Source organism: Pseudoduganella sp. S-14, from assembly GCF_049913285.1.
Taxonomy (GTDB): Bacteria; Pseudomonadota; Gammaproteobacteria; order Burkholderiales; family Burkholderiaceae_D; genus Rugamonas.
This window is the reverse complement of record NZ_CP183991.1, coordinates 4343181-4362846: the sequence shown is the minus strand read 5'-3', so window position 1 is coordinate 4362846 and position 19666 is coordinate 4343181. Positions and strand designations below refer to the sequence as shown.

The 19666-nt window shown below is 65.5% G+C and carries 12 protein-coding genes; 8 read left to right on the top strand and 4 right to left on the bottom strand.

Annotation, left to right across the window (positions count from 1 at the left end):
- The first annotated feature begins 25 nt into the window (after nucleotides 1-25).
- Entirely contained in the window at nucleotides 26-190 is a 165-nt protein-coding gene (locus ACN9MZ_RS19850) for a hypothetical protein (RefSeq protein WP_426318543.1), read from the top strand.
- Here the strand turns inward: ACN9MZ_RS19850 and ACN9MZ_RS19845 are convergent.
- From ACN9MZ_RS19845 to ACN9MZ_RS19835, 3 genes are all read right to left on the bottom strand, one after another.
- Nucleotides 179-3916, bottom strand: a complete 3738-nt coding sequence (locus tag ACN9MZ_RS19845; protein ID WP_426338664.1) for an AAA family ATPase — start codon at nucleotides 3914-3916, stop codon at nucleotides 179-181. The two genes, ACN9MZ_RS19850 and ACN9MZ_RS19845, sit on opposite strands and share 12 nt — an antisense overlap.
- Nucleotides 3913-5163: an exonuclease SbcCD subunit D C-terminal domain-containing protein gene (locus ACN9MZ_RS19840; RefSeq protein WP_426338663.1), complete on the bottom strand. Its 1251-nt coding sequence runs from the start codon at nucleotides 5161-5163 to the stop codon at nucleotides 3913-3915. The genes ACN9MZ_RS19845 and ACN9MZ_RS19840 overlap by 4 nt, the downstream gene beginning before the upstream one ends.
- 67 nt (nucleotides 5164-5230) lie before the next feature.
- Nucleotides 5231-7876: a diguanylate cyclase domain-containing protein gene (locus ACN9MZ_RS19835; RefSeq protein WP_426338662.1), complete on the bottom strand. Its 2646-nt coding sequence runs from the start codon at nucleotides 7874-7876 to the stop codon at nucleotides 5231-5233.
- A gap of 144 nt (nucleotides 7877-8020) precedes the next feature.
- Between ACN9MZ_RS19835 and ACN9MZ_RS19830 the strand changes: the two genes are divergently transcribed.
- The 7 genes from ACN9MZ_RS19830 to clpB all read left to right on the top strand — a co-directional run bounded on the left by ACN9MZ_RS19830 (nucleotide 8021) and on the right by clpB (nucleotide 19144).
- Nucleotides 8021-9253 carry a winged helix-turn-helix domain-containing protein gene (locus tag ACN9MZ_RS19830; RefSeq protein ID WP_426162507.1) on the top strand — a complete coding sequence of 411 codons (1233 nt, stop codon included), beginning with the start codon at nucleotides 8021-8023 and terminating at the stop codon, nucleotides 9251-9253.
- Nucleotides 9250-10242 (top strand): DUF2804 domain-containing protein, encoded by a 993-nt coding sequence (locus tag ACN9MZ_RS19825; RefSeq protein ID WP_426162506.1) that lies wholly within the window; start codon nucleotides 9250-9252, stop codon nucleotides 10240-10242. The genes ACN9MZ_RS19830 and ACN9MZ_RS19825 overlap by 4 nt, the downstream gene beginning before the upstream one ends.
- 12 nt (nucleotides 10243-10254) lie before the next feature.
- The gene (locus ACN9MZ_RS19820) at nucleotides 10255-12618 is read left to right on the top strand and encodes a bifunctional acetate--CoA ligase family protein/GNAT family N-acetyltransferase (RefSeq protein ID WP_426338661.1); all 2364 of its coding nucleotides are present in this window, start codon (nucleotides 10255-10257) and stop codon (nucleotides 12616-12618) included.
- Nucleotides 12619-12723: 105 nt separating this feature from the next.
- On the top strand, nucleotides 12724-13395 hold the full coding sequence (locus tag ACN9MZ_RS19815; RefSeq protein WP_426338660.1) for a hemerythrin domain-containing protein: 672 nt from the start codon (nucleotides 12724-12726) through the stop codon (nucleotides 13393-13395).
- 80 nt (nucleotides 13396-13475) lie between these two features.
- A complete protein-coding gene (locus tag ACN9MZ_RS19810) occupies nucleotides 13476-16058 on the top strand; it encodes a DUF349 domain-containing protein (protein WP_426338659.1) in 2583 nt (860 codons plus the stop codon).
- Nucleotides 16055-16507 carry a molybdopterin synthase catalytic subunit MoaE gene (gene moaE, locus ACN9MZ_RS19805; protein ID WP_426338658.1) on the top strand — a complete coding sequence of 151 codons (453 nt, stop codon included), beginning with the start codon at nucleotides 16055-16057 and terminating at the stop codon, nucleotides 16505-16507. Before ACN9MZ_RS19810 ends, moaE begins: the two co-directional genes overlap by 4 nt.
- 54 nt (nucleotides 16508-16561) lie before the next feature.
- The gene (clpB, locus tag ACN9MZ_RS19800; RefSeq protein WP_426338657.1) at nucleotides 16562-19144 is read left to right on the top strand and encodes an ATP-dependent chaperone ClpB; all 2583 of its coding nucleotides are present in this window, start codon (nucleotides 16562-16564) and stop codon (nucleotides 19142-19144) included.
- 2 nt (nucleotides 19145-19146) lie between these two features.
- Here the strand turns inward: clpB and ACN9MZ_RS19795 are convergent, their stop codons facing one another.
- On the bottom strand, nucleotides 19147-19662 hold the full coding sequence (locus tag ACN9MZ_RS19795; RefSeq protein WP_426338656.1) for a hypothetical protein: 516 nt from the start codon (nucleotides 19660-19662) through the stop codon (nucleotides 19147-19149).
- Between the last annotated feature and the right edge of the window lie 4 nt (nucleotides 19663-19666).

The window sequence follows — 19666 nt, the reverse complement described above, 5'->3', positions numbered from 1 at the left end:
TGACTCATGCCGATGGAGGTTTACGATGGAAAAGTCCAGGCAACCAAGCAAGGAAGCAGTGCGCAACTGGCTGCAGTCGCGCCAGGAAGAACGCCGTCCCTTGCCCGACCCGCAACAGATCCGCCGCGAACTCGGTTGGGAAATGGTGCGCGTCAAGCAGGACCAGCGCACCTTGCGCTTAGCTGACTGAGACTGCGCTGCGGCCGCTGGTTGCGGGCTGCACCACGATCCGGGTAGAGATCCGTTCGGTCATTTCCTGCACGTGGGAGATCACGCCCACTTTTCTCCCCATCGATTGCAAACCATCCAGCGCGTCCATGGCGACGCGCAGGGTTTCCGCATCCAGGCTGCCGAAGCCTTCGTCGATGAACAGCGATTCCACCCGCACGCGGTTGGACGAGAGCGAAGCCAGGCCGAGCGCCATGGCCAGCGATACCAGGAACGATTCGCCGCCAGAGAGCGAGTGCACGGAGCGTTTTTCATCGCCCATGTGCAGGTCGCGCACCAGCAGTCCAAGCGAAGGCTGGGCGGGGTTGTCGATGCGTTCGAGCTGGTAGCGCGGCGCCAGTTGCGACAGGTGGGCGTTGGCGTAGCCGATCAACACGTCCAGCGTGAATTGCTGGGCGTAGTTGCGGAACTTCTTGCCGTCGGCCGAGCCGATCAGCTCACTCAGTTGCGCCCAGCGGCGTTCCGTTTCCTGCTGGCGCGCGATGTCGGCCAGCAGGGCTTCTGCGGCTTTGCGGCGGTCGTCGTCCTGCGCCAGTTGCAGCTTGAGGGCGGCGGCATGGTCGTGCGCTCGCTTGCGCTCTTCCTGCAGGGCCGCCAGGGCCTGTTCCAGTTCGGCAGCGCTGCGTTGCTCGCCTTCGGGCGCGCCGGCCAGGTGTTCGGCGTGTTGCGCTTCGCGTTCGGCTTGCACTGCATTGGCGGATGCCAGTGCCTGGTCGATCGCCTGCAGGAAGATGCGTTCGTCGCGGATCGCCTGCTGGGAGTGGGCGAGCAGGGCGCGCAGTGCTTCCAGGCTTTCGATGCCCAGGGGCTGGTTGTCGGTGAGCCAGGCTTGCAGGCGGGCGTCGGCATTTTCCGCGGCGGCGTCCAGTGCGGTGAGGCGTTGCCTGGCCTGCACGTGGATTTCGTCGGCGCGGGTACGCTGCTGGGCGGCCTGCTGGGCCGATTCCTGGCGCGCTTGCAGGGCGGTGCGGGCGGCGTCGATTGTGGCGCGCAATTCGGATTCCACTTCGCGCACTGGGCGGCCTTGCCAGAGCCCCTGGCGTTCGGCGGCCGCGGCGTCGCGTGCGGCGCACGCTGCTTCGGCAGCGGCCTGCGTGGCGAGGGCTTCGGCAGCGCAGCGTTCCTGGGCGGCGCGCAAGGACTGCACCTCGATGGACAGGGCGGCAATTGCGTTGCTGCGCTCATGCGCGGACTGGCGTTGCGCCTGCCATTGCCTGCATTCGCGCGCGCGCTGCTCGTGGAAGCGCGCCGGGCTTTCCTTCCATTCGTCTTGCCAGCCGTCGCGTGCCAACGGGGCGTCAAGCTGGTCGAGCAGGTCGGCAATTTGCAGGGCGGTGTCGATACGCTGCTGGTCCAGGGCTTTGTGCTGCGCTTCGGCCTGGGCCAGGGCGGCTTGGGCTGCGGACAGGGCCTGCTGGTGGCGACTGCAATCGGCGTTTGCCTGTTCACAGGCAGTTTGCGCGACCTCGCGGACGCGGGCGGCCTGGCGGTGGGACTGTTCCTGGCCTTCCAGGGCGTGCAATGCCGATTGCAGCGCCTCTGCATGCGCGGCGAGCCAGCCGGTATTGTCCTCGTCGCCGCCAGCCTGGCCGGCGTGCTCCGCCAGGGCGGCGCGCGCAGCTTGCCAGCGGGGCTGGACGTTGGCCAGCGCGTTGCCGATGCTGTGCTGCTCGACGCCGATAGCCGCCAACTGTTCAATGCTGGACTGGAGGCGGGCCTGCTGCTCGGCCTCGTGCTTGACATTGCGCTGCAGCTTGTCGCGGCAGTCGTGCACTTCGGCCAGCAGTTGCGCCAGCATGGCGTGCAGCGGGCCATCCTCGTTCCGGTATGGATGCTGATGCGAGCCGCAAACCGGGCAGGGGCAGTCGTCCTGCAGCGTGGCACGCAGCTTTTCGACGCTTTCGCCGGTGGCCGCTTCGGCCAGTTTCAGCGAGCGTTCGGCCTGCGCCGAGGCGGCGAACAATGCGGCGTTGGCTTGGCGGGCAGCGGCGGCTTCGGCTTCGGCACTGTCGCGGGCAGCCTGCAGTAAAGCACTGCGCGTCGCCAGGTCCTGCTGGCGGGTGCCGAGCTGCGCCAGCTCTTGCCAGGCGGCGTTTGCTTCTGCCAGCAGCATGCGGCGCCGGTCGAGGTGCTGGCGCTGCCGGGCGTTACTGTCGGCATCGATGCCTGCCAGCGCTTTCGTGGCCAGCTCGCGCTGCGATTCGGCCTGGCGCAAACGCTCGGTGGCGGCAGCGAAGCCGTTGCGCGCCTGGTGTTCGTCCTGTCGCTGGCGGGCGGCGGTTTGCTGCACGGCGGCCAGCGCTTGCGAGTGTTTATCGGCGCGGTCGGCTTGCTGGCCGGCCTGCGCAAACAGCACATCCCAGCGCGCCCAGTCGCGGGCCAGCGCCGACCAGTGCTGGTGCGCGGCCAGCCATTGTTCGCAATCGTGCTGCTCGTCGGCGAGGGCCTGTTGCTGCGCTTCGCGTGCGGCCAGGGCGGTGCGTGCCGCGGCGTCGGCCTGGGCTGAGGCGTCGCGGGCGCTGGTAGCCTGGGTGACGGCCGACTGCAACGATTCCAGGCGCACATCGAGTACTTTCGCCTGGTCCAGCAGCGGCACCGCGTCCTGCTGCGCGCCTTCGGCCGCGGCCAGCGCGGCGCCGGCCTGATGGACATCGCCGCCCAGCACTTCCAGTGCCAGGCGAGTGCGTTCGGCTTCCTGCTCTGCGAGGGAAATCGCCGCTTGAGTGGCGGCGCGTTCGGCTGCAAGGCGGACCACTTCATCGTCCAGTGCGCGCGCCGGTTGCACGGCATCCAGTTGCGCCAGCATCGCGCGGCGCGGCGCTGCGGCGTCGGAATCCTGCTGTCGTTGCTGGAGCTGTTCGCGCGCCTGCTGTGCCGCCGCAGCCAGGCGTTCGGCTTGCTGGTGCCAGCGCAGTTCGGCTTCCAGCGTTGCGACGCGCCGGGCCGCGGCGTGCAGCGCTGTTTCGGCAGCTTCGGCCTGGGTGACGATTGCGGCGCGTTGATCCGGCGACAATGGTTGCTGGTTCGCCAGTCCTGCGCTGAGGGCCTTCAAAGCCAGTTCCTCGGCACGCCAGCGTTCAAAAGCACGCTTTGAGATTTCGCTATAGATGCCGCTGCCGGTCAGGGTCTCCAGCAGGGCGCCGCGCTCGTCGTCCCTGGCCTTGAGAAAGGCCGAGAACTCGTTCTGCGCCAGCAGCACGGCGCGCGTGAACTGCTCGAAGCTCAAGCCGATGCGCTGCACGATTTCCGCCATGACCTCGGTCTTTTTATGGCCCAGCGGCTGCAGTCCCGGCAGCTTGTGCAGCGTCATGCTCGTTGGCTGCAAAGCGCCGGCGGCCTTGGTGCGGGCGCGCCAGACGTTCCAGCGCGCGCGATAGGATGCGCCATCGTTGCCGACGAAGTCGACTTCGGCCCAGCCTTCGGCGGCGCCGCGGCGCAGCAAGGTGCGCGGGTCTTGCGACGACACCGGGTCGCCGACGTCGGGCGTCTTGCCGTCCGCCTTGTGCAGGCGCGGGGTGTCGTCGTATAGCGCCAGGCACAGGGCGTCGAGCAGGGTGCTCTTGCCGGCTCCGGTCGGGCCGCTGATGGCGAACAGGCCCGCTTCGGAGAGCGGCTGGGCGGTGAAGTCGACGCAGAACTCGTCGGCCAGCGAGGCAAGATTCTTGCCGGCGATGCGCAGGACTCTCATGGCTGCACCAGTTCCGCAAAGGCTGCCAGTTGTTCGGCGGGCGCTTCGGTGCCATAGCGTTGCTGGTAGAGGCGCTTGAAGATGTCGTCCGGCTGCAGGGTAGCCAACTGGTCGAGCGACAGGGCGGCTTCTGCAAAGGAAGCGCGGGCGGCGCTCGACGTTTCAATTTTCGCCAGGCGCACTGGTTTGCCTTGCAGCGCTTCTTCGACGGCGGCGCGCAGGCCGGGCTCCGGCGCGGTGAGCTTGATGCGTACTTCGAGCAGCGGCTGCTGTTCCAATGGTGCTTCCGGCAGGTCGATGGCGGCCAAGGCGGCTTTCACCTCTTCCAGCGTGGCCGGCTTTTCCGGCACGCGCAGCAATTGCACGGCACGCGGGACCGGCAGGACGCTTATTTCCGCCACCTGTGCGCCTTCCAGGTCGATGCGCAGGACCTGGTGCCGGTAGCCCGTTTCGGCAAAGGACAGCGGGATCGGACTGCCGCAGTAGCGGATGTGCGCATGCGGGCCGACTTGCTGGGCAAGGTGCAGGTGGCCCAGCGCCGCGTAGGCAATCGGCGGCGGGAAAATGCCAGTGGGGAGCATCTCCGTGCCGCCGATGACGATGCGGCGCTCGGAATCGGCCGACATGGTGCCGTTGACCATATGGCAGTGGCCCATTGCGACAATCGCCTGCCCTTCGGCAGCGCGGGCGGCCGCCAGTTCCAGCGCCTGGCGGTACAGTTCCGCGATGCCGGAAAGGTAGGGATCGGGCTGCGGCGCGACGTCCTCGCCGGCGGCGACTTCCACGACCGGCAAGCGCGGCACGTCGCCATGGCGCAGGAAGGGAATGGCAAGGACCCAGGCCGCCACGGCGCCGTCCTTGCCGGTCAGCGGCACCAGCATGCGTTCCATGTCGATCTTGCCGTCCGCGCCGCGGTGCGGGTAGCCCACCACGGTCGTGCCGTGCACCTCCAGCAAAGGGCCGGGAGCTTCAAGGCGGCCGGGAGAGTCGTGATTACCTGCAATGACGACAATGTCAAGCTGCGGCGCGCGGGCGCGGGCTTGTTGAAGGAAGCTGTAAAGCTGGCGCTGCGAGGCCGCCGAAGGATTGGCGTTGTCGAAAATATCGCCGGCCACCAGCAAGGCATCGGCTTGTTCGGACACGATGGTGTCCAGCAGCCAGTCCAGGAAGCGCTGGTGCTCGTAGTGGCGGTCAAAATTATGCAGCGACTGGCCAAGGTGCCAGTCGGAAGTGTGCAGCAGGCGCATGAAATGTAAGGCTGGGCGTGGGAAGCGCAAATATAGCGCAAACGGCTGTCCGATGTCTTGATCCCGGTCAGGCCGCGTTCGGAGAGCGTATTGCCGGCAACGGCTCGCCGCTGCGGAAGGTATTGCGTCCAGCCTGTTTGGCTTCATACAACAGCAAGTCGGCACGTTTCAGCAATTCTGCGGGGCTGAGATCTTCATCGCGGTAATAGGTCAGGCCGATACTGGTCGAGACATTGGCCATGATGCCATCGAGCTCGAAAGGTTGCTGCATGGCGTGCACGATCTTGGACGCGGTGACGGCGGCGTCCTCGGTCCTGGAGATATGGTCCATGATGATGGTGAACTCATCGCCGCCCAGGCGCGCCACGGTATCGCTGGCGCGAACGGTATTGGACAGCCGCGCCGAAAACGCCTTGAGCAGCGCGTCGCCAACCGCATGGCCGTAGGTATCGTTGACCGGCTTGAAACGGTCGATGTCGAGGTACATCACCGCCATCAGGCTTCTGCCTTCGCGGCAGGCCGCCATGGTCTCGCTCAATTTTTGCAGGAAGCCGGCACGGTTGGTGAGCCCGGTCAGCGCATCGACTTGCGACAGTTTGAGCAGGCGCTGTTTCTCGCGCTTTTGCGCCGTCACGTCCTGGCGCATCACGTGGAAGCCGATCACGGTGATGCCGTCTTCGTCCAGCTGCGGAATGTAGACCACGTCGTAAGTGCGCAGGTGGTCGCCGGTATCGTCTTCTTCCTCAAAGGTCAGGGTCTCGCCGCGCAAGACACGCGCGATGTAGGGTTGCAGCAAGGCATAGCGCTTCTCGCCGACCGTTTCCTGCACCGTGCGGCCCGTGACCTGCAGGCCGGTCTTGCTGAATTCACGCTCATAGGCGAGGTTGTGGAAGCGATAGATCTCTTCGAAGTCGACGTAGGCGATCATGGCGGGCAGGGTATCGGCGATGGTGCGCAGGCGGGCCTCGCTTTCGCGCAGGGCCATGACGGACTTGCGCACCAGCGTGATGTCGTCCAGCGTTCCGACATAGCCGGCTATTGCATTGTCGATCACGATCGGGGCCACCTTGATCGAGGTCCAGACTATCTTGCCGTCCGGGTGCACGCAGCGCAGGGTTTCCTGGAAGGCCTGCTGGGTCGTATTCAGGTGGCGCAGCGAAGCGCGCAGCATGTCGCGGTCGTTGGGATGGACGGCATCGAACCAGCCGTCCCCCAGCGCCGCGTCGCGCGGCATGCCGGTGATTGCTTCGAATGTCCGGTTGACGTAGGTGCATTTGCCGTCCTTGTCAGCGCGCACCAGGCCAAGCGGCGAGGCATCGTTGACAGCCTGCAGCTCGGCCTGGTTCTGGCGCACGGCCATTTCCGAACGTTTGCGCTCGGTGATATTGCGCGCGGTGACGGCGACGCCGTCCTCGATGGCGACGATCTGGTGCCGCAGCCAGAGCGGTTCGCCGAATACAGCCGATTCGAATTCCTCTTCCAGCGGCTCGCCGGTGCGCATCACGCCCATGCATTTGTCGAACATGCCCTCGCTATGCCAGAGGGGAAGCATGTCGCCCATGCGCTTGCCCAGCGCGTCGTCGGAGGAGTGGCCGAGGATGCGGGCGCCGCGCTCGTTCACGTCGACCAGGATGAAATCGGTAATCGCGCCGGCGTTGCCGCCGGCGCGGCAGGCCTTGATCAGGAACAGGGCGTCAAGGCTGGCATCGACGGCGGCGTGCAGCTTTTCGCGCGCGTAGGTCGCTTCGCGGGTGCTCTCGCGCAGGCGCTGCGCCTGCTGCGTGAGCAGGAGGCTGAATACCAGCACCACCACCGAAACGATGGCGGTGACGCCAAAGTACAGGCGCCGCTGGCTATAGTACTTGGCCAGCGCGTGCTCTTTGGCGTCGCCCACCACGGCGGTGAGCGAGTAGCGCGGCATGTCGCGAAAGCCGTAGATGCGCTCCGTTTTGTCGATAGGGGTCTTGAGCAGCAGTTCTTCCGGCAGGTTGACCGGGTCGGCCGGCGCGACGTAGTCGATGGTGTCGGTGATGAACAGCTTCTCGTCGACGCGGCCGGTAGCCAGGGCGGTGTCGCGGCTGATCAGCATGACCAGCCCGCCTTCGTCCACGTGCAGGCGGTCGTAGTCCTCGACGAAATAGGCCGGGTCGATCATCAGCACGATCACGCCGGCGAACTTGCCAGCCTTGTCGTCCAGCCGGCGTGCGATCTGGATTTGCCACTTCCTGGTGATCGGTTCCACCATCGGGTTGGTGACCAGGGCTGCGTCGCCGGCTGTCGTGGCAAGGGCCTTGAAGAATCCCAGGTTGGCCGAATTGGCCGGGAAAACGCCGTGCATGCTCTCCACCAGCTTGCCGTTGGCGTCGATCAGGGCGATCGGCAATTCGAGGCGGGCCGGCATGACGGAGTCCAGCAGGCCGCCGCGTTTGCTGAATTCGGGCAGGCGCAGGGCGCCGTTGGTTTCTTCGAACTTGAGCTTGAAAAGCTGGGTGGCATGGTCCGCCTGGCGCAGCAAATGGCCGGAGTGCTCGGCCAGCGTGCGCGCCAGCGAATGGCTGTGCTGGACGGCGTCGTAATGCGCACTTTCAGCGTCCTGCCTGAGCTGGTAGAACACGTCGGCCCACATTACCACCAGCAAAACCAGCGTGAAAGAGGGCAGCAGTATCATGCGATACAGCTTGCGGAAAATCTGACGGGCGGTGGATGTTGGCACAGGCTTATTTTGCACTCAAACCCCGGCAGCGGGGTCAAAAAAACGGATCAATGCTGCCTGGCAGCCACCATCATTCGCAAAATGCCAAGAAATACTGTCAATTCGCTATTAGAATAGGCGTTCACACCCTACAGGAATCGAGTCTTGACCGAACTGAATCTCTCCCTCGCCGCGGCACGTGCCTTGCACCTGGCTGCGCAAGGCCTGCTGCAACCGCGCCGGCGCAAGGCGCAGAAAGGCGACGTGCTGGAAGCGATCCGCAGCATGGGCGTGCTGCAGATCGACACCATCCATGTGGTGGCGCGCAGCCCCTACCTGGTGTTGTGGAGCCGCCTGGGCGACTATCCCCAGCCCTGGCTGGAAGAGCACCTGGCCGAAGGGGCGCTGTTCGAATACTGGGCGCATGAAGCGTGCTTCGTGCCGATCGAAGATTACCGCTTGCTGCGCCATCGCATGGTCGATCCGAGCGCGATGGGATGGAAGTATTCGGCGCAGTGGATGAAGGAACGGCGCGCCGACGTCGAGCGCGTGCTGCAGCATATCCGCAGCAATGGGCCGGTGCGCTCCGCCGATTTCGAGCGTACCGACGGCAAGGGCGGCGGATGGTGGGAATGGAAGCCGGAGAAGCGCTCGCTGGAAGTGCTGTTCACCGCCGGCGAGCTGATGATCGCGCGGCGCCAGAATTTCCAGCGCGTGTACGACCTGGCCGAGCGCGTGCTGCCGGATTGGGACGACAGCCGCATGCCCGGCATGGATGAAACCCGGCGCGAACTGGCGCTGAAATCGGTGCGCGCCCTGGGTCTTGCGCGCAGCGCCTGGGTGGCCGATTACTACCGCACCAAGCCGCCGCGTCCCGACCTCGAAGCGCTGGCCGAGGAAGGCTTGCTGCTGCGCGCCCGCGTCGACGGATGGAAAGACCCGGTGTACATCCACCACGACCTGGCGGACCTGGCGCAAGCGGCAGCCGAAGGCAGCCTGTCGCCGACGCTCACCACCATCCTGTCGCCTTTCGACCCGGTAGTGTGGGACCGCCGCCGCGCCCTGGACCTGTTCGACTTCGATTACCGGCTTGAGTGCTATACGCCAGCCGAAAAGCGCCGCTACGGCTACTTCACGCTGCCTATCCTGCGCCGCGGCGCACTAGTGGGCCGCATCGACGCCAAGGCGCATCGCCGCGGCGGCACGTTCGAACTGAAAAACCTGGTGCTGGAGCCGGGCGCCCGCGTCAGCGAGCGCTTCGTGCGCGACGTTGCCGGCGCGGTGCAGCGCCTGGCCAACTGGCATGGCTGCCCGCAGGTGCAGGTGCAGGCCAGCGAGCCGCCCGGATTCGCCGCCACGCTGCAGGCGGAGCTGGACGGCCAGGGAGTCGAACAATGAAGCTCGCCCCGGCGCCGCAACGCGTGGTGGGCACCGACGGCAAGCCCTTGCTGGGCCGCTTTTCCGGCGCGACGCAATCTTTCGACTGGCATTTGCTGGCTGGCGAGCATGCGCGCGGCAGACTGTGGCGCCGCTTCCATCACAAGAAATGGCATTACGTCTCGCTGGTTTCGGAGCAGGTGATGGCGGCAGTTGCCATCGTCGACCTGGGCTGGACCAGCACCTGCTTCGCCTACGCCTTCGATCGCAACGACAACGATATGATGGCCAACTTCTCGCAAGACGGCCTGCCGGGCCGGATGTCGGTCGGCGTCGGCGAGCACGCCGGCGCGGCAAGCTGGTTCCGCACGCGCAGCGCCCAGGTCAGCATCGAACCGCTGGAAGGCGAACGCTTCCAGTTGGCCTTGCGCTGCCCCTACATGGAGATCGACGCAGAATTCGGGCCGCCGATCGCGCCGCTGCTGCTGGCGACAGGGCCGGTGGCGGGCGGGGCGCTGCACGGCACGCAGAAGTCGCCCGGCATGCCTTTGAACGGTGAAATACGCACCTTCCGCGACCAATACAAGCTCGATGGAGGCGTGGCCAGCTTCGATTATTCGAACGGCCTGCTGGCACGTGAAACTTCGTGGCGCTGGGCCTCCGGGCACAACCTGGAAATGGGCTTCAACCTGCAATCGGGCTATTTCGGCGGCCACGAAAATGCGCTCTGGATCGATGGCGAAGTGGTGCCGCTGGCTCCTGCGCATTTCATCTTCGACCCGCACGACCCCATGCAGCGCTGGCACATCTTCACCGAAGACGACCAGCTGGAGCTGTTCTTTACCCCCGACGGCGCGCGCCGCCAGGACCGCAACCTGCTGGTAGCTGCCAGCCGCTACATCCAGCCGGTGGGCCACTTCAGCGGCTGGGTACGCAGCGAGCCGGAAGGGCCGAAACGCATCGTCACGCAACTGGCAGGCGTGACCGAGGACCACTATTCACGCTGGTAAGGGAAAGCCGCCATGAGCATCAGGAATATGGACAGCCTGTTCGACCCCGGTTCGGTGGCCATTTTCGGCGCCTCGCTGCGGCCCGACCGCATGGGTACCCAGGTGATGAACAACATGGCGGAAAGCGGCTTTGCCGGCGCGATCTGGCCCGTCAATCCTAAATACGAGCAGCTGCGCGGCATTCCATGCTACCCGCGCCTGTCGGCCCTGCCGCGCGCGCCGGACCTGGCCATCATCTGCACGCCGCCCGAAACTGTCCCGGCCCTGATCGCCGACCTGGGCGCCCGCGGCACGCGCGGCGCCATCATCCTGACGCCGGTCAGCGCTACCATCGGCCAGCAGATCATGCGGGCGGCGCGTCCATACCTGCTGCGCATCCTCGGCCCTGGCGGCATCGGCCTGCTGGCGCCGCTGGCGGGCCTGAACGCCAGTGCCGCCCACGCCGGCGCCAAGCCGGGCAAGACCGCCTTCATTTCCCAGTCGGCGACCGTGATGACGGCGGTGCTGGACTGGGCACAGCTGCACGGCATCGGCTTCTCGCGCGTGGTATCGGTGGTGGAGGGCGGCGATATCGACCTGGGCGACATGCTGGACTACCTGGCGGCGGACGATGACACGAGCGCCATCATCATGCACATCGAAACGGTGAGCTGCGCCCGCAAGTTCATTTCAGCCGCCAGGCTGGCGGCGCGCGGCAAGCCGGTCGTGGTGCTGAAGGCCGGCCGTAGCGGCGACGACAAGGTGTACGACGCCGTGATCCGCCGCGCCGGCATGCTGCGCGTGTATTCCTCGGCCGACCTGTTCGACGCGGTCGAAACGGTGGCGCGCGCAAGGCCCACGCGCGGCACGCGCCTGGCCATCATGAGCAACGGCAGCGGCACCGGCAAGCTTGCCGCCGACGCGCTGCAATACGTGCACGGCAAGCTGGCGCAATTCTCGCCCGATACCGGCAAGCGCCTGCGCAACGAGCTGCCGCCCGGGCTGCTGCCGGCCAACCCGATCGACATCGGCGGCGAAGCCAGTGCCGAACGCCATGCCGCCGTAGCCAGCGCCTTGCTGGCCGACCCGGGCGCCGATGCATTGCTGGTGGTGCACGCGCCATCGTCGGCCGCAGCCAGCACCGGCGTGGCGCAAGCGTTGGCGCCCTTGCTGCGCCAGAGCGGCCGCAGCGTGCTCTCCTGCTGGCTGGGCGGCGCCTCGGTGGCCGGCGCACGGCAGGTCTTCGCCGATGCCGGCCTGCCGACCTACGACACGCCCGAAAAAGCCGTGCGCGCCTACAGCCAGGTGGTGCAGTATTCGCGCAACCAGGCCTTGCTGATCGAGGTTCCAGCCCAGGTGCCCGCGCATTCGGTGCCGGAGCGGCAGGCGGCGCGCAACCTGGTGGAAGCGGCGCGCGCCGCCGGCCAGGCCGAGCTGGCGCGCGCCGACCTGGCCGCCGTGCTGGCGGCCTACGGCCTGCCGCTGGCAAGCGAGCCGGCCGGCGGCAATGTGCAGCAGCTGCGCATCGCCATGCAAGTCGACCCAGTCTTCGGGCCCGCCATCAGCGTTGGCCTGGGCGGCAGCGCCGGGCGCGTGGTGGACGATCGCGCCGTCGGCCTGCCGCCCTTGAATACCGTGCTGGCGCGCGACATGCTGCGGCGTACGGGCGTCGGCCGCGCCCTGGTCGACGAACGCGAAATCCTGTGCGGCGCGCTGGTGCATGTGGCCGAACTGGTGGCCGACATCGGCGAAATCGCCGCGCTGGAAATCGACCCTGTCACTGTGGTGGATGGCGTGCTGCAGGTGCATGATGCACGGGCCGCGCTGGGCCCGCGCCGCGCCGAAAGCAGCATGGCGATCCGCCCCTATCCGCAAGAGCTGGAGCAGGAAATCCAGTGGCAGGGCGCCCCCCTGTTGCTGCGCCCGATCCGGCCGGAAGATGCCCCGGCCCATGTGCGCTTTTTCAGCCAGCTCGACCCCGACGATGTGCGCCTGCGCTTTTTCTCGGCGATGAAGGAATTGCCGCCGACCCAGCTTGCGCGCCTGACCCAGATCGACTACGACCGCGCCATGGCCTTCATCGCCACCCGCACCGGCGCCGATGGCCAGCCGGAAACACTGGGCGTGGTGCGCGCGGTAGCCGACCCGGACAACCAGAAAGCGGAGTTCGCGATCATCGTGCGTTCCGATCTGAAAGGCAAAGGATTGGGAAATATCCTGTTCCAGAAATTGCTTGACTATTTCCGCAGCCGCGGGACGCGCGAAATCACGGGCGAAGCCCTGTCGGAGAATATCGGAATGCAACACCTGATGCGAAGATTTGGCGGAACAGTGACGGCGTCGCGAGAAGCTGGTATGGTTGATCTTCGCCTTGCGCTGGATTTGAAAACCTCCTAAATTGTGGAGGGCGAATGGCGTTACCTTGATGTACGTCAAAGTGAACCTGTCGGGCTAATTTACACTTGTACTTCCGTTTCCGCGTAGCGATATTTGGGAGCAAGAATGTTAACGGCCACATATACATTAGTTGCGCTTTCCGTTGAACAGGCTAACGTGCGCCTTAGCCTGCTGTCGTTTCAAAAATACGTGCAATCGACGCTGTTGCGGCAACAGCGCCTGACCCTGTCCCAGCTTGAGTATGCTTGCGAAACCCTGGAGCGCCTGTACCAGGCCTGCCATTGGCGCAAGATCGAGCTGTACCTGATTCCGGCGCTGCAAAATGCGACGGAACAGGCCAACCAGCTGCTGGACGAGCTGAGCCGGCTGAACCAGTCTGCCTTGTCGGTGATCCGGCGGCTGCAGGCTGAACTCGACTCGGCGGTGGATTACAGCGAGCAGCAAGTGGCGGAAATTTGCGAATCGATCGAGACTTTCTGCACGGTGCTGCTGCAGCGCCTGGAGAAAGAGGAAAAGGAATTGTTTACGATCGCCCGCGCCACCATCGGTGGCGAAGCGTGGTTCGATATCGCGAACAAGTTCCTGGCCCATGATGCTCAAGTGGTGGAAGCGCGCCGCGTGCCGGCCTCCGCCGAAAAAGACAGGAAAGCCTTGTTGGAAGCGAAGCAGGTGGGTGCCTCCCTGCGCAGCGAAGACGAGGTCGTGGTTCCTGTGCCGAAGCTGCGCTACCACCGGCGCACGCGTTCGGCCCTTCGCGCCGCTGCGGACACGGCCTGAACACGCCATGCCTGCATTCGCCGCCCCTGCCGGGCGGCGCTGCGCTATGATGGTGGTTTTGATCCATTCATAGCACAACTATGTTTGAGTTCCTTTTCAAGCAGCCGGCCAGCCAGGCCAGCGTTGCCGGCCAGCCGAGCCCAGGCGGATCGCAGGCGCCGCTCGGCACTCCCGCAGAACGCCGCGCGGCGCAAGCCGAGCTGGCGCGCAACCTCGCGGGCGACGAGGCTGCTGCGGTCGAGCTCATCCTGAACAGTGAATTTGCCGACGTGCGGCTGGCAGCGGCCGAACACGTCGTCTCGCAGGATGCGCTGGAGAAAGTACAGCAGGCAGTGCGCAATTCTGACCGCCGGGTGGCCAAGCTGGTGCAAGGGCGCCTCGATGCCATCCGCCACGTGCAGGCCGAGCAGAAGCAGGCCCAGGCATGCATTGCTCTTGCGCAGCGTTTGTTGGCCGATGAAAAGCTGACGCCCAACCTGGTGGCCGACCTGGACCGTCAATGGAAGGTGGTCGACGCCGCGCCTTCCGCAGCGGCTGAATTTACCCATGTTCGCGAGGCGCTGGCCGAACGCCTCGAAGCGCAGGTCTCGCTGCAGCGCGCGATGATCGATGCGCTGGCTGCCTTGCGCCAGCATCCCGATCCCGTCGAACTGGAGCGCCTGGCCAGCGAACATGCGGCGCACCTGGCCTCGCCCGAGCGCGGGTCCCTGCCGCGCCACCTGCTCAACGATTTCAATGCCGCCCTGGCCGCGGAACGCGCCGCGCAGCAGCCGGTCGCGTCGCCGGCAGCCCCCGCGCCAGCTGCAGCAGTGGGCGTCGAGCCCAACCGCGCCAAGGGCGCCGCAGCAAGCGCAGTGGACGATGCCGGTCCGGCGCCTGGCGCCGGCGCGGCGCCGGTGCCGACGCATGGCGAGGCCGTCACGCACGCCGATGGCCACGAGGCGCTGGCCGCCCGCCCGCCGCGCCCGCCGAAGGAAAAACACAAGCCATCGCCTGCCGAGCAGGAAGCCAACCGCCACTTCATGGACCTGGTCGAAGCGATGGAAGCCGCACTGGCGCAAGGCCAGCTCCATATTGCCGCAGAGCACGATAAAACCCTGAAGGAAAGCAAGACCGGCCGCCTGTCGCCGGCCCAGGCCGAGCGCGTGGCCCATGTGCGGGCCGACCTCAAGCGTCTGAGCGACTGGGCGCGCTGGGGCGGCAATATCTCGCGCGAAGAGCTGGTGCATGCCGTCGAAAGCCTGCCCGCCGAGGGCCTGGGGATGAGCGAGCTGGCCAAGAAAGTCGGCAGCATGCGCGAACGCTGGAAAGCGCTGGACGGCGTTTCCGGCGCCGCGCCCAAATCCTTGTGGGAAAAATTCGACGCCGCCTGTACCGCCGCCTACGCTCCAGCAGCAGCCCATTTCAAACAGCTGGCTGACGAGCGCCACGCCAATGCGGCTAAAGCGCAACAATTGGTCGACGAGGCGAACGCCCTGATCGCCAGGGATAGCGCCCAACTGGAGGCCGCGGGCGGCGCCCAGGTCGACCGCGAGGAATCGGCCTCCGGCAACCTGCCGCACACGCACGACTGGCGCACGCTGGCATCGTCGACGCAACGCCTGCGCCAGGCCTGGAGCCGCCTGGGCACGATCGACCGCAAGGACAAGAAACGCCTGGACGCGGCCTTCAGCAAGGCGATGGACGCGCTGATGGCGCCCCTTGATTCGCAACGCAAGATCGAAGTGGCCCGTCGCGAGCAATTGATCGAAGAGGTGGGCAAGCTCAATCCGCTGGACCGCCACACCATCGATACCTTGCGCCGCTTGCAGGAATCCTGGCAGGGCCATGCCCGCGCCTTGCCGCTGGAGCGCAAGACCGAGCAGGCTTTGTGGCAGAAATTCCGTGCCGCCTGCGACCAGATTTTCGCCAGGCGCAAGGAACACGCCCACGCAGCGGACCACGAACGCAAGGCTCACCTGCATGCGCGCGAAGCCATTTGCGCCAGCCTCGAGTCGGCGGCCTTCGAAGGCGACGACAAGGCCGTGCTGGCGGCCATTGGCAAGGCCTTGAAAGAGGCCGCCGCAGCATGGCATGCCTCCGGCGTGGTGCCGCGCGCCAGCGAGCAGAAAATCGACCAGCGCTACCGCGCCGCCGTCGGCGCCTTGCAGTCGCAGGCTGATGCCATCCGCAAGCGCGCCGGCGCGGCGCAGGCCAACGCCCTGCGTGAAAAGCTGCGCCTGGTGCAGGCGCTGGAAAGCGCGCTGGCCGGCTCCGACGAGATCGGCAGCGCCGACTGGAACAGTCGCTGGCAAGCCCTGGCTGCCTTGCCGGCCGAGCAGGAGCGCACCTTGCGCACCCGCTTTGACGCTGCGCTGAAGGCAGGGGAGGACTCGGCTGCGCGTGCCGCCTACGCCGCCCAACTGGAAACCAACCGTCAACGCCTGCTGTCCGAAGTGCTGCGCCTCGAAATCGCGGCCGGCATCGACAGCGGCGCCGAATTTGCGAAAGACCGATTGAAAATGCAGGTAGAAGTATTGCAGTCCTCCCTCAAGTCCGGCCAGAAGCCGGCCAGCCACGCCGCCCAGCTCCTTGCCTTGTGTGCCATGCCCGCGCTGGTGGATGCACGTACTGCCAGCCGCATCGAGCAGCTGTTCCGCAAGACCGGGGCGGAGGGCAAATGAGCGAAGTAAGGATCCAGGCAGAAGACTTCGACCTGACGCATGAAGTGGCGCAACTGCGCGCCGGGAACGCCAAGGTCGGCGCTATAGTCACTTTCGTTGGCACGGTGCGCGACCTGAACGAGGGCGCTTCCGTCGCGGAAATGGAGCTGGAGCATTACCCGGGCATGACCGAGCAGTCGATCCAGGCCATCATCGACCAGGCCAAGGCCCGCTGGCCGATCTATGGCGCGCTGGTCATCCATCGCGTCGGGCCGCTCAAGCCCATGGACCAGATCGTGCTGGTGGCAGTCACTTCGCCGCACCGGGGCGAGGCCTTCTCGGCTTGCGAATTTATTATCGACTACCTCAAGACCGAGGCGCCATTCTGGAAAAAGGAACAAACGCCCGAGGGCGCCCGCTGGGTAGATGCCCGTTCGAGCGACGACGATGCGTTAACGAAGTGGTCTTGAAATGCAACAACGCATCCTCATGTTGTCCTTGACAATTCATCAGGAGCGTTCGACATGCGCCAAGACAAACTCACAACAAAACTGCAAGAAGCACTCGCCGATGCCCAGAGCCTGGCCGTCGGCAACGACAACCAATATATCGAACCGGCACACCTGCTGCTGGCCCTGCTGAACCAGGAAGACGGCGGCGCGCGTTCGTTGCTGCAGCGCGCTGGCGTGAATGTCGGCGGGCTGGCGCAAGCCTTGAAGCATGCGCTCGAGCGCATGCCCAAGGTGTCAGGCGGCGACGTCACGGTCAGCCGCGAGTTCGTCAATATGCTGAACCAGGCCGACCGCGAGACCCAGAAGCGCGGCGACCAGTTCATCTCCAGCGAGATGGTGCTGCTGGCGATTGCCGAAGACAAGGGCGACGCCGGCAAGCTGGCACGCGAGAACGGCTTGCAGCGCAAGGCGCTGGAAACCGCCATCGATGCCGTGCGCGGCGGCGCCAAGGTCGACTCGCAGGAAGCGGAAGGCCAGCGCGAAGCCCTCAAGAAATACACCCTGGACCTGACCGAGCGCGCCCGACAGGGCAAGCTGGACCCGGTGATCGGCCGCGACGACGAGATTCGCCGCGCCATCCAGGTGCTGCAGCGCCGTACCAAGAACAATCCGGTGCTGATCGGCGAACCAGGTGTCGGCAAGACCGCCATCGTGGAAGGCCTGGCGCAGCGCATCGTCAACAATGAAGTGCCGGACTCGCTGCGCGGCAAGCGCGTGCTGTCGCTTGACATGGCGGCCCTGCTGGCGGGCGCCAAGTACCGCGGCGAATTCGAAGAGCGCCTGAAATCCGTGCTGAAAGAGCTGGCGCAGGACGAGGGCCAGACCATCGTCTTCATCGACGAGCTGCACACCATGGTGGGCGCCGGCAAGGCCGAAGGCGCGATGGATGCCGGCAATATGCTGAAGCCTGCCCTGGCGCGCGGCGAGCTGCATTGCCTCGGTGCGACCACGCTCGACGAATACCGCAAATACATCGAGAAGGATGCCGCGCTGGAGCGCCGCTTCCAGAAGATCCTGGTCGACGAGCCAAGCGTGGAGGCCACTATTGCGATTTTGCGCGGCCTGCAGGACAAGTACGAGCTGCACCACAAGGTGGAGATCACCGACCCGGCGATCATCGCGGCGGCGGAGCTGTCGCACCGCTACATCACCGACCGCTTCCTGCCCGACAAGGCGATCGATCTGATCGACGAAGCCGCGTCCAAGATCAAGATCGAGATCGACTCCAAGCCCGAGGTGATGGACAAGCTCGAACGCCGCCTGATCCAGCTCAAGATCGAGAAGGAAGCGGTCAAGCGCGAAAAGGACGAAGCCTCGCGCGCCCGGCTGCAATTGCTGGACGATGAAATCGCCAAGCTGCAGCGTGAGTACAACGATTACGAGGAAGTGCTGAAGGCCGAAAAAGCCAATGTGCAGGGCACTACCCACATCAAGGAGGAAATCGAGCGCATCAAGCAGCAGATGGAAGAGGCGACCCGCGCTTCCAACTGGCAGCGCGTGTCCGAGCTCCAATACGGCAAGCTGCCGGAGCTGGAGTCGCAGCTGAAGCAAGCCGAAGCCGCCGGCGCCGCCGAGCAGTCAGGCGACAAGCCGAAGCTGCTGCGCACCCAGGTTGGCGCGGAAGAAATCGCCGAGGTGGTCTCGCGTGCGACCGGCATTCCCGTGTCGCGCATGATGCAGGGCGAGCGCGACAAGCTGTTGCACATCGAAGAGAAGCTGCACGAGCGCGTGGTGGGACAGGATGAGGCGATCAGCGCGGTGGCCGATGCCATCCGCCGTTCGCGTGCCGGCCTGTCGGACCCGAACCGTCCGTACGGCTCCTTCATGTTCCTCGGCCCAACTGGCGTCGGCAAGACGGAACTGACCAAGGCGCTGGCGAACTTCCTGTTCGATTCGGAAGAATCGCTGATCCGCATCGACATGAGCGAATTCATGGAGAAGCATTCGGTGGCCCGCCTGATCGGTGCGCCGCCGGGCTATGTGGGCTACGACGAAGGCGGCTACTTGACCGAAGCCGTGCGCCGCAAGCCTTACAGCGTGATCCTGCTGGACGAGATCGAGAAAGCGCATCCGGACGTGTTCAACGTGCTGCTGCAGGTGCTGGATGATGGCCGCATGACGGATGGGCAGGGCCGTACCGTGGACTTCAAGAACACGGTCGTGATCATGACCTCCAACCTGGGCTCGCAGAAGATCCAGTCGCTGGACGAATCCGATCCGGCGGTGGTGAAGCTGGCGGTCATGGCCGAGGTGCGCGGACACTTCCGTCCCGAGTTCATCAACCGGATCGACGAGATCGTGGTGTTCCATGGCCTGGACGACAAGCATATCGGTTCGATTGCCCGCATCCAGCTGCAGATCCTGGAGCAGCGCCTGAAGCGCATGGACATGGGCATGGAAGTCACCGACGCCGCGCTGCAGAAGATCGCCGAGGCGGGCTACGACCCGGTGTATGGCGCACGCCCGCTGAAGCGCGCGGTGCAGCAGCAGATCGAAAATCCGCTGTCGAAGCTGATCCTGGAAGGCCGCTTTGGCCCGAAAGACACGATCCGCATCGATGCCGAGGGCAACGAGCTGGCCTTCCGCAAGGCTTGAGCTCAGCGGCAGGGCGCCCGGCAGCTCACTGGCTGCCGGCGCCTGACTTCGCCCGTCGCACCCCAAATGTGTTCCTCAAAACAGCTTTCGTCTACCTTCACCCTGCGAATGATCCAGCCGTTGGGAAGCGTCCATTGGCAAATGACTTCTTCGCGCTGACGCGCGCCCGGCGCCTGGGCCATTGCATTGCCGATCAGGCTGAACGTACCTGCGCTGCGCAAGCCGAATAGCTCCACCGGCACCCAACGGTAGGCCCGTTTGTCGCTGGGGCCGATAAACCGCACCAGGACATCCCCCGATTTGCAGATCGTGGCGGACGTCTGCACATTGAATTCGTTGAGTACGCCGGCAAAGGGCGCCTCGACACAGCTGATATTCTTGGTCCAGAGTGCGAACTGCTTGTCGCCTTCACTGGGCTTGAGATACTCGGTGACGACAGGGATGAGGGCAATGGCCAGCCCGGGATAGACCAGTAGCCATTGCCACCATTTATCTGGCAGCTTAAATCCTGGTGACATACAA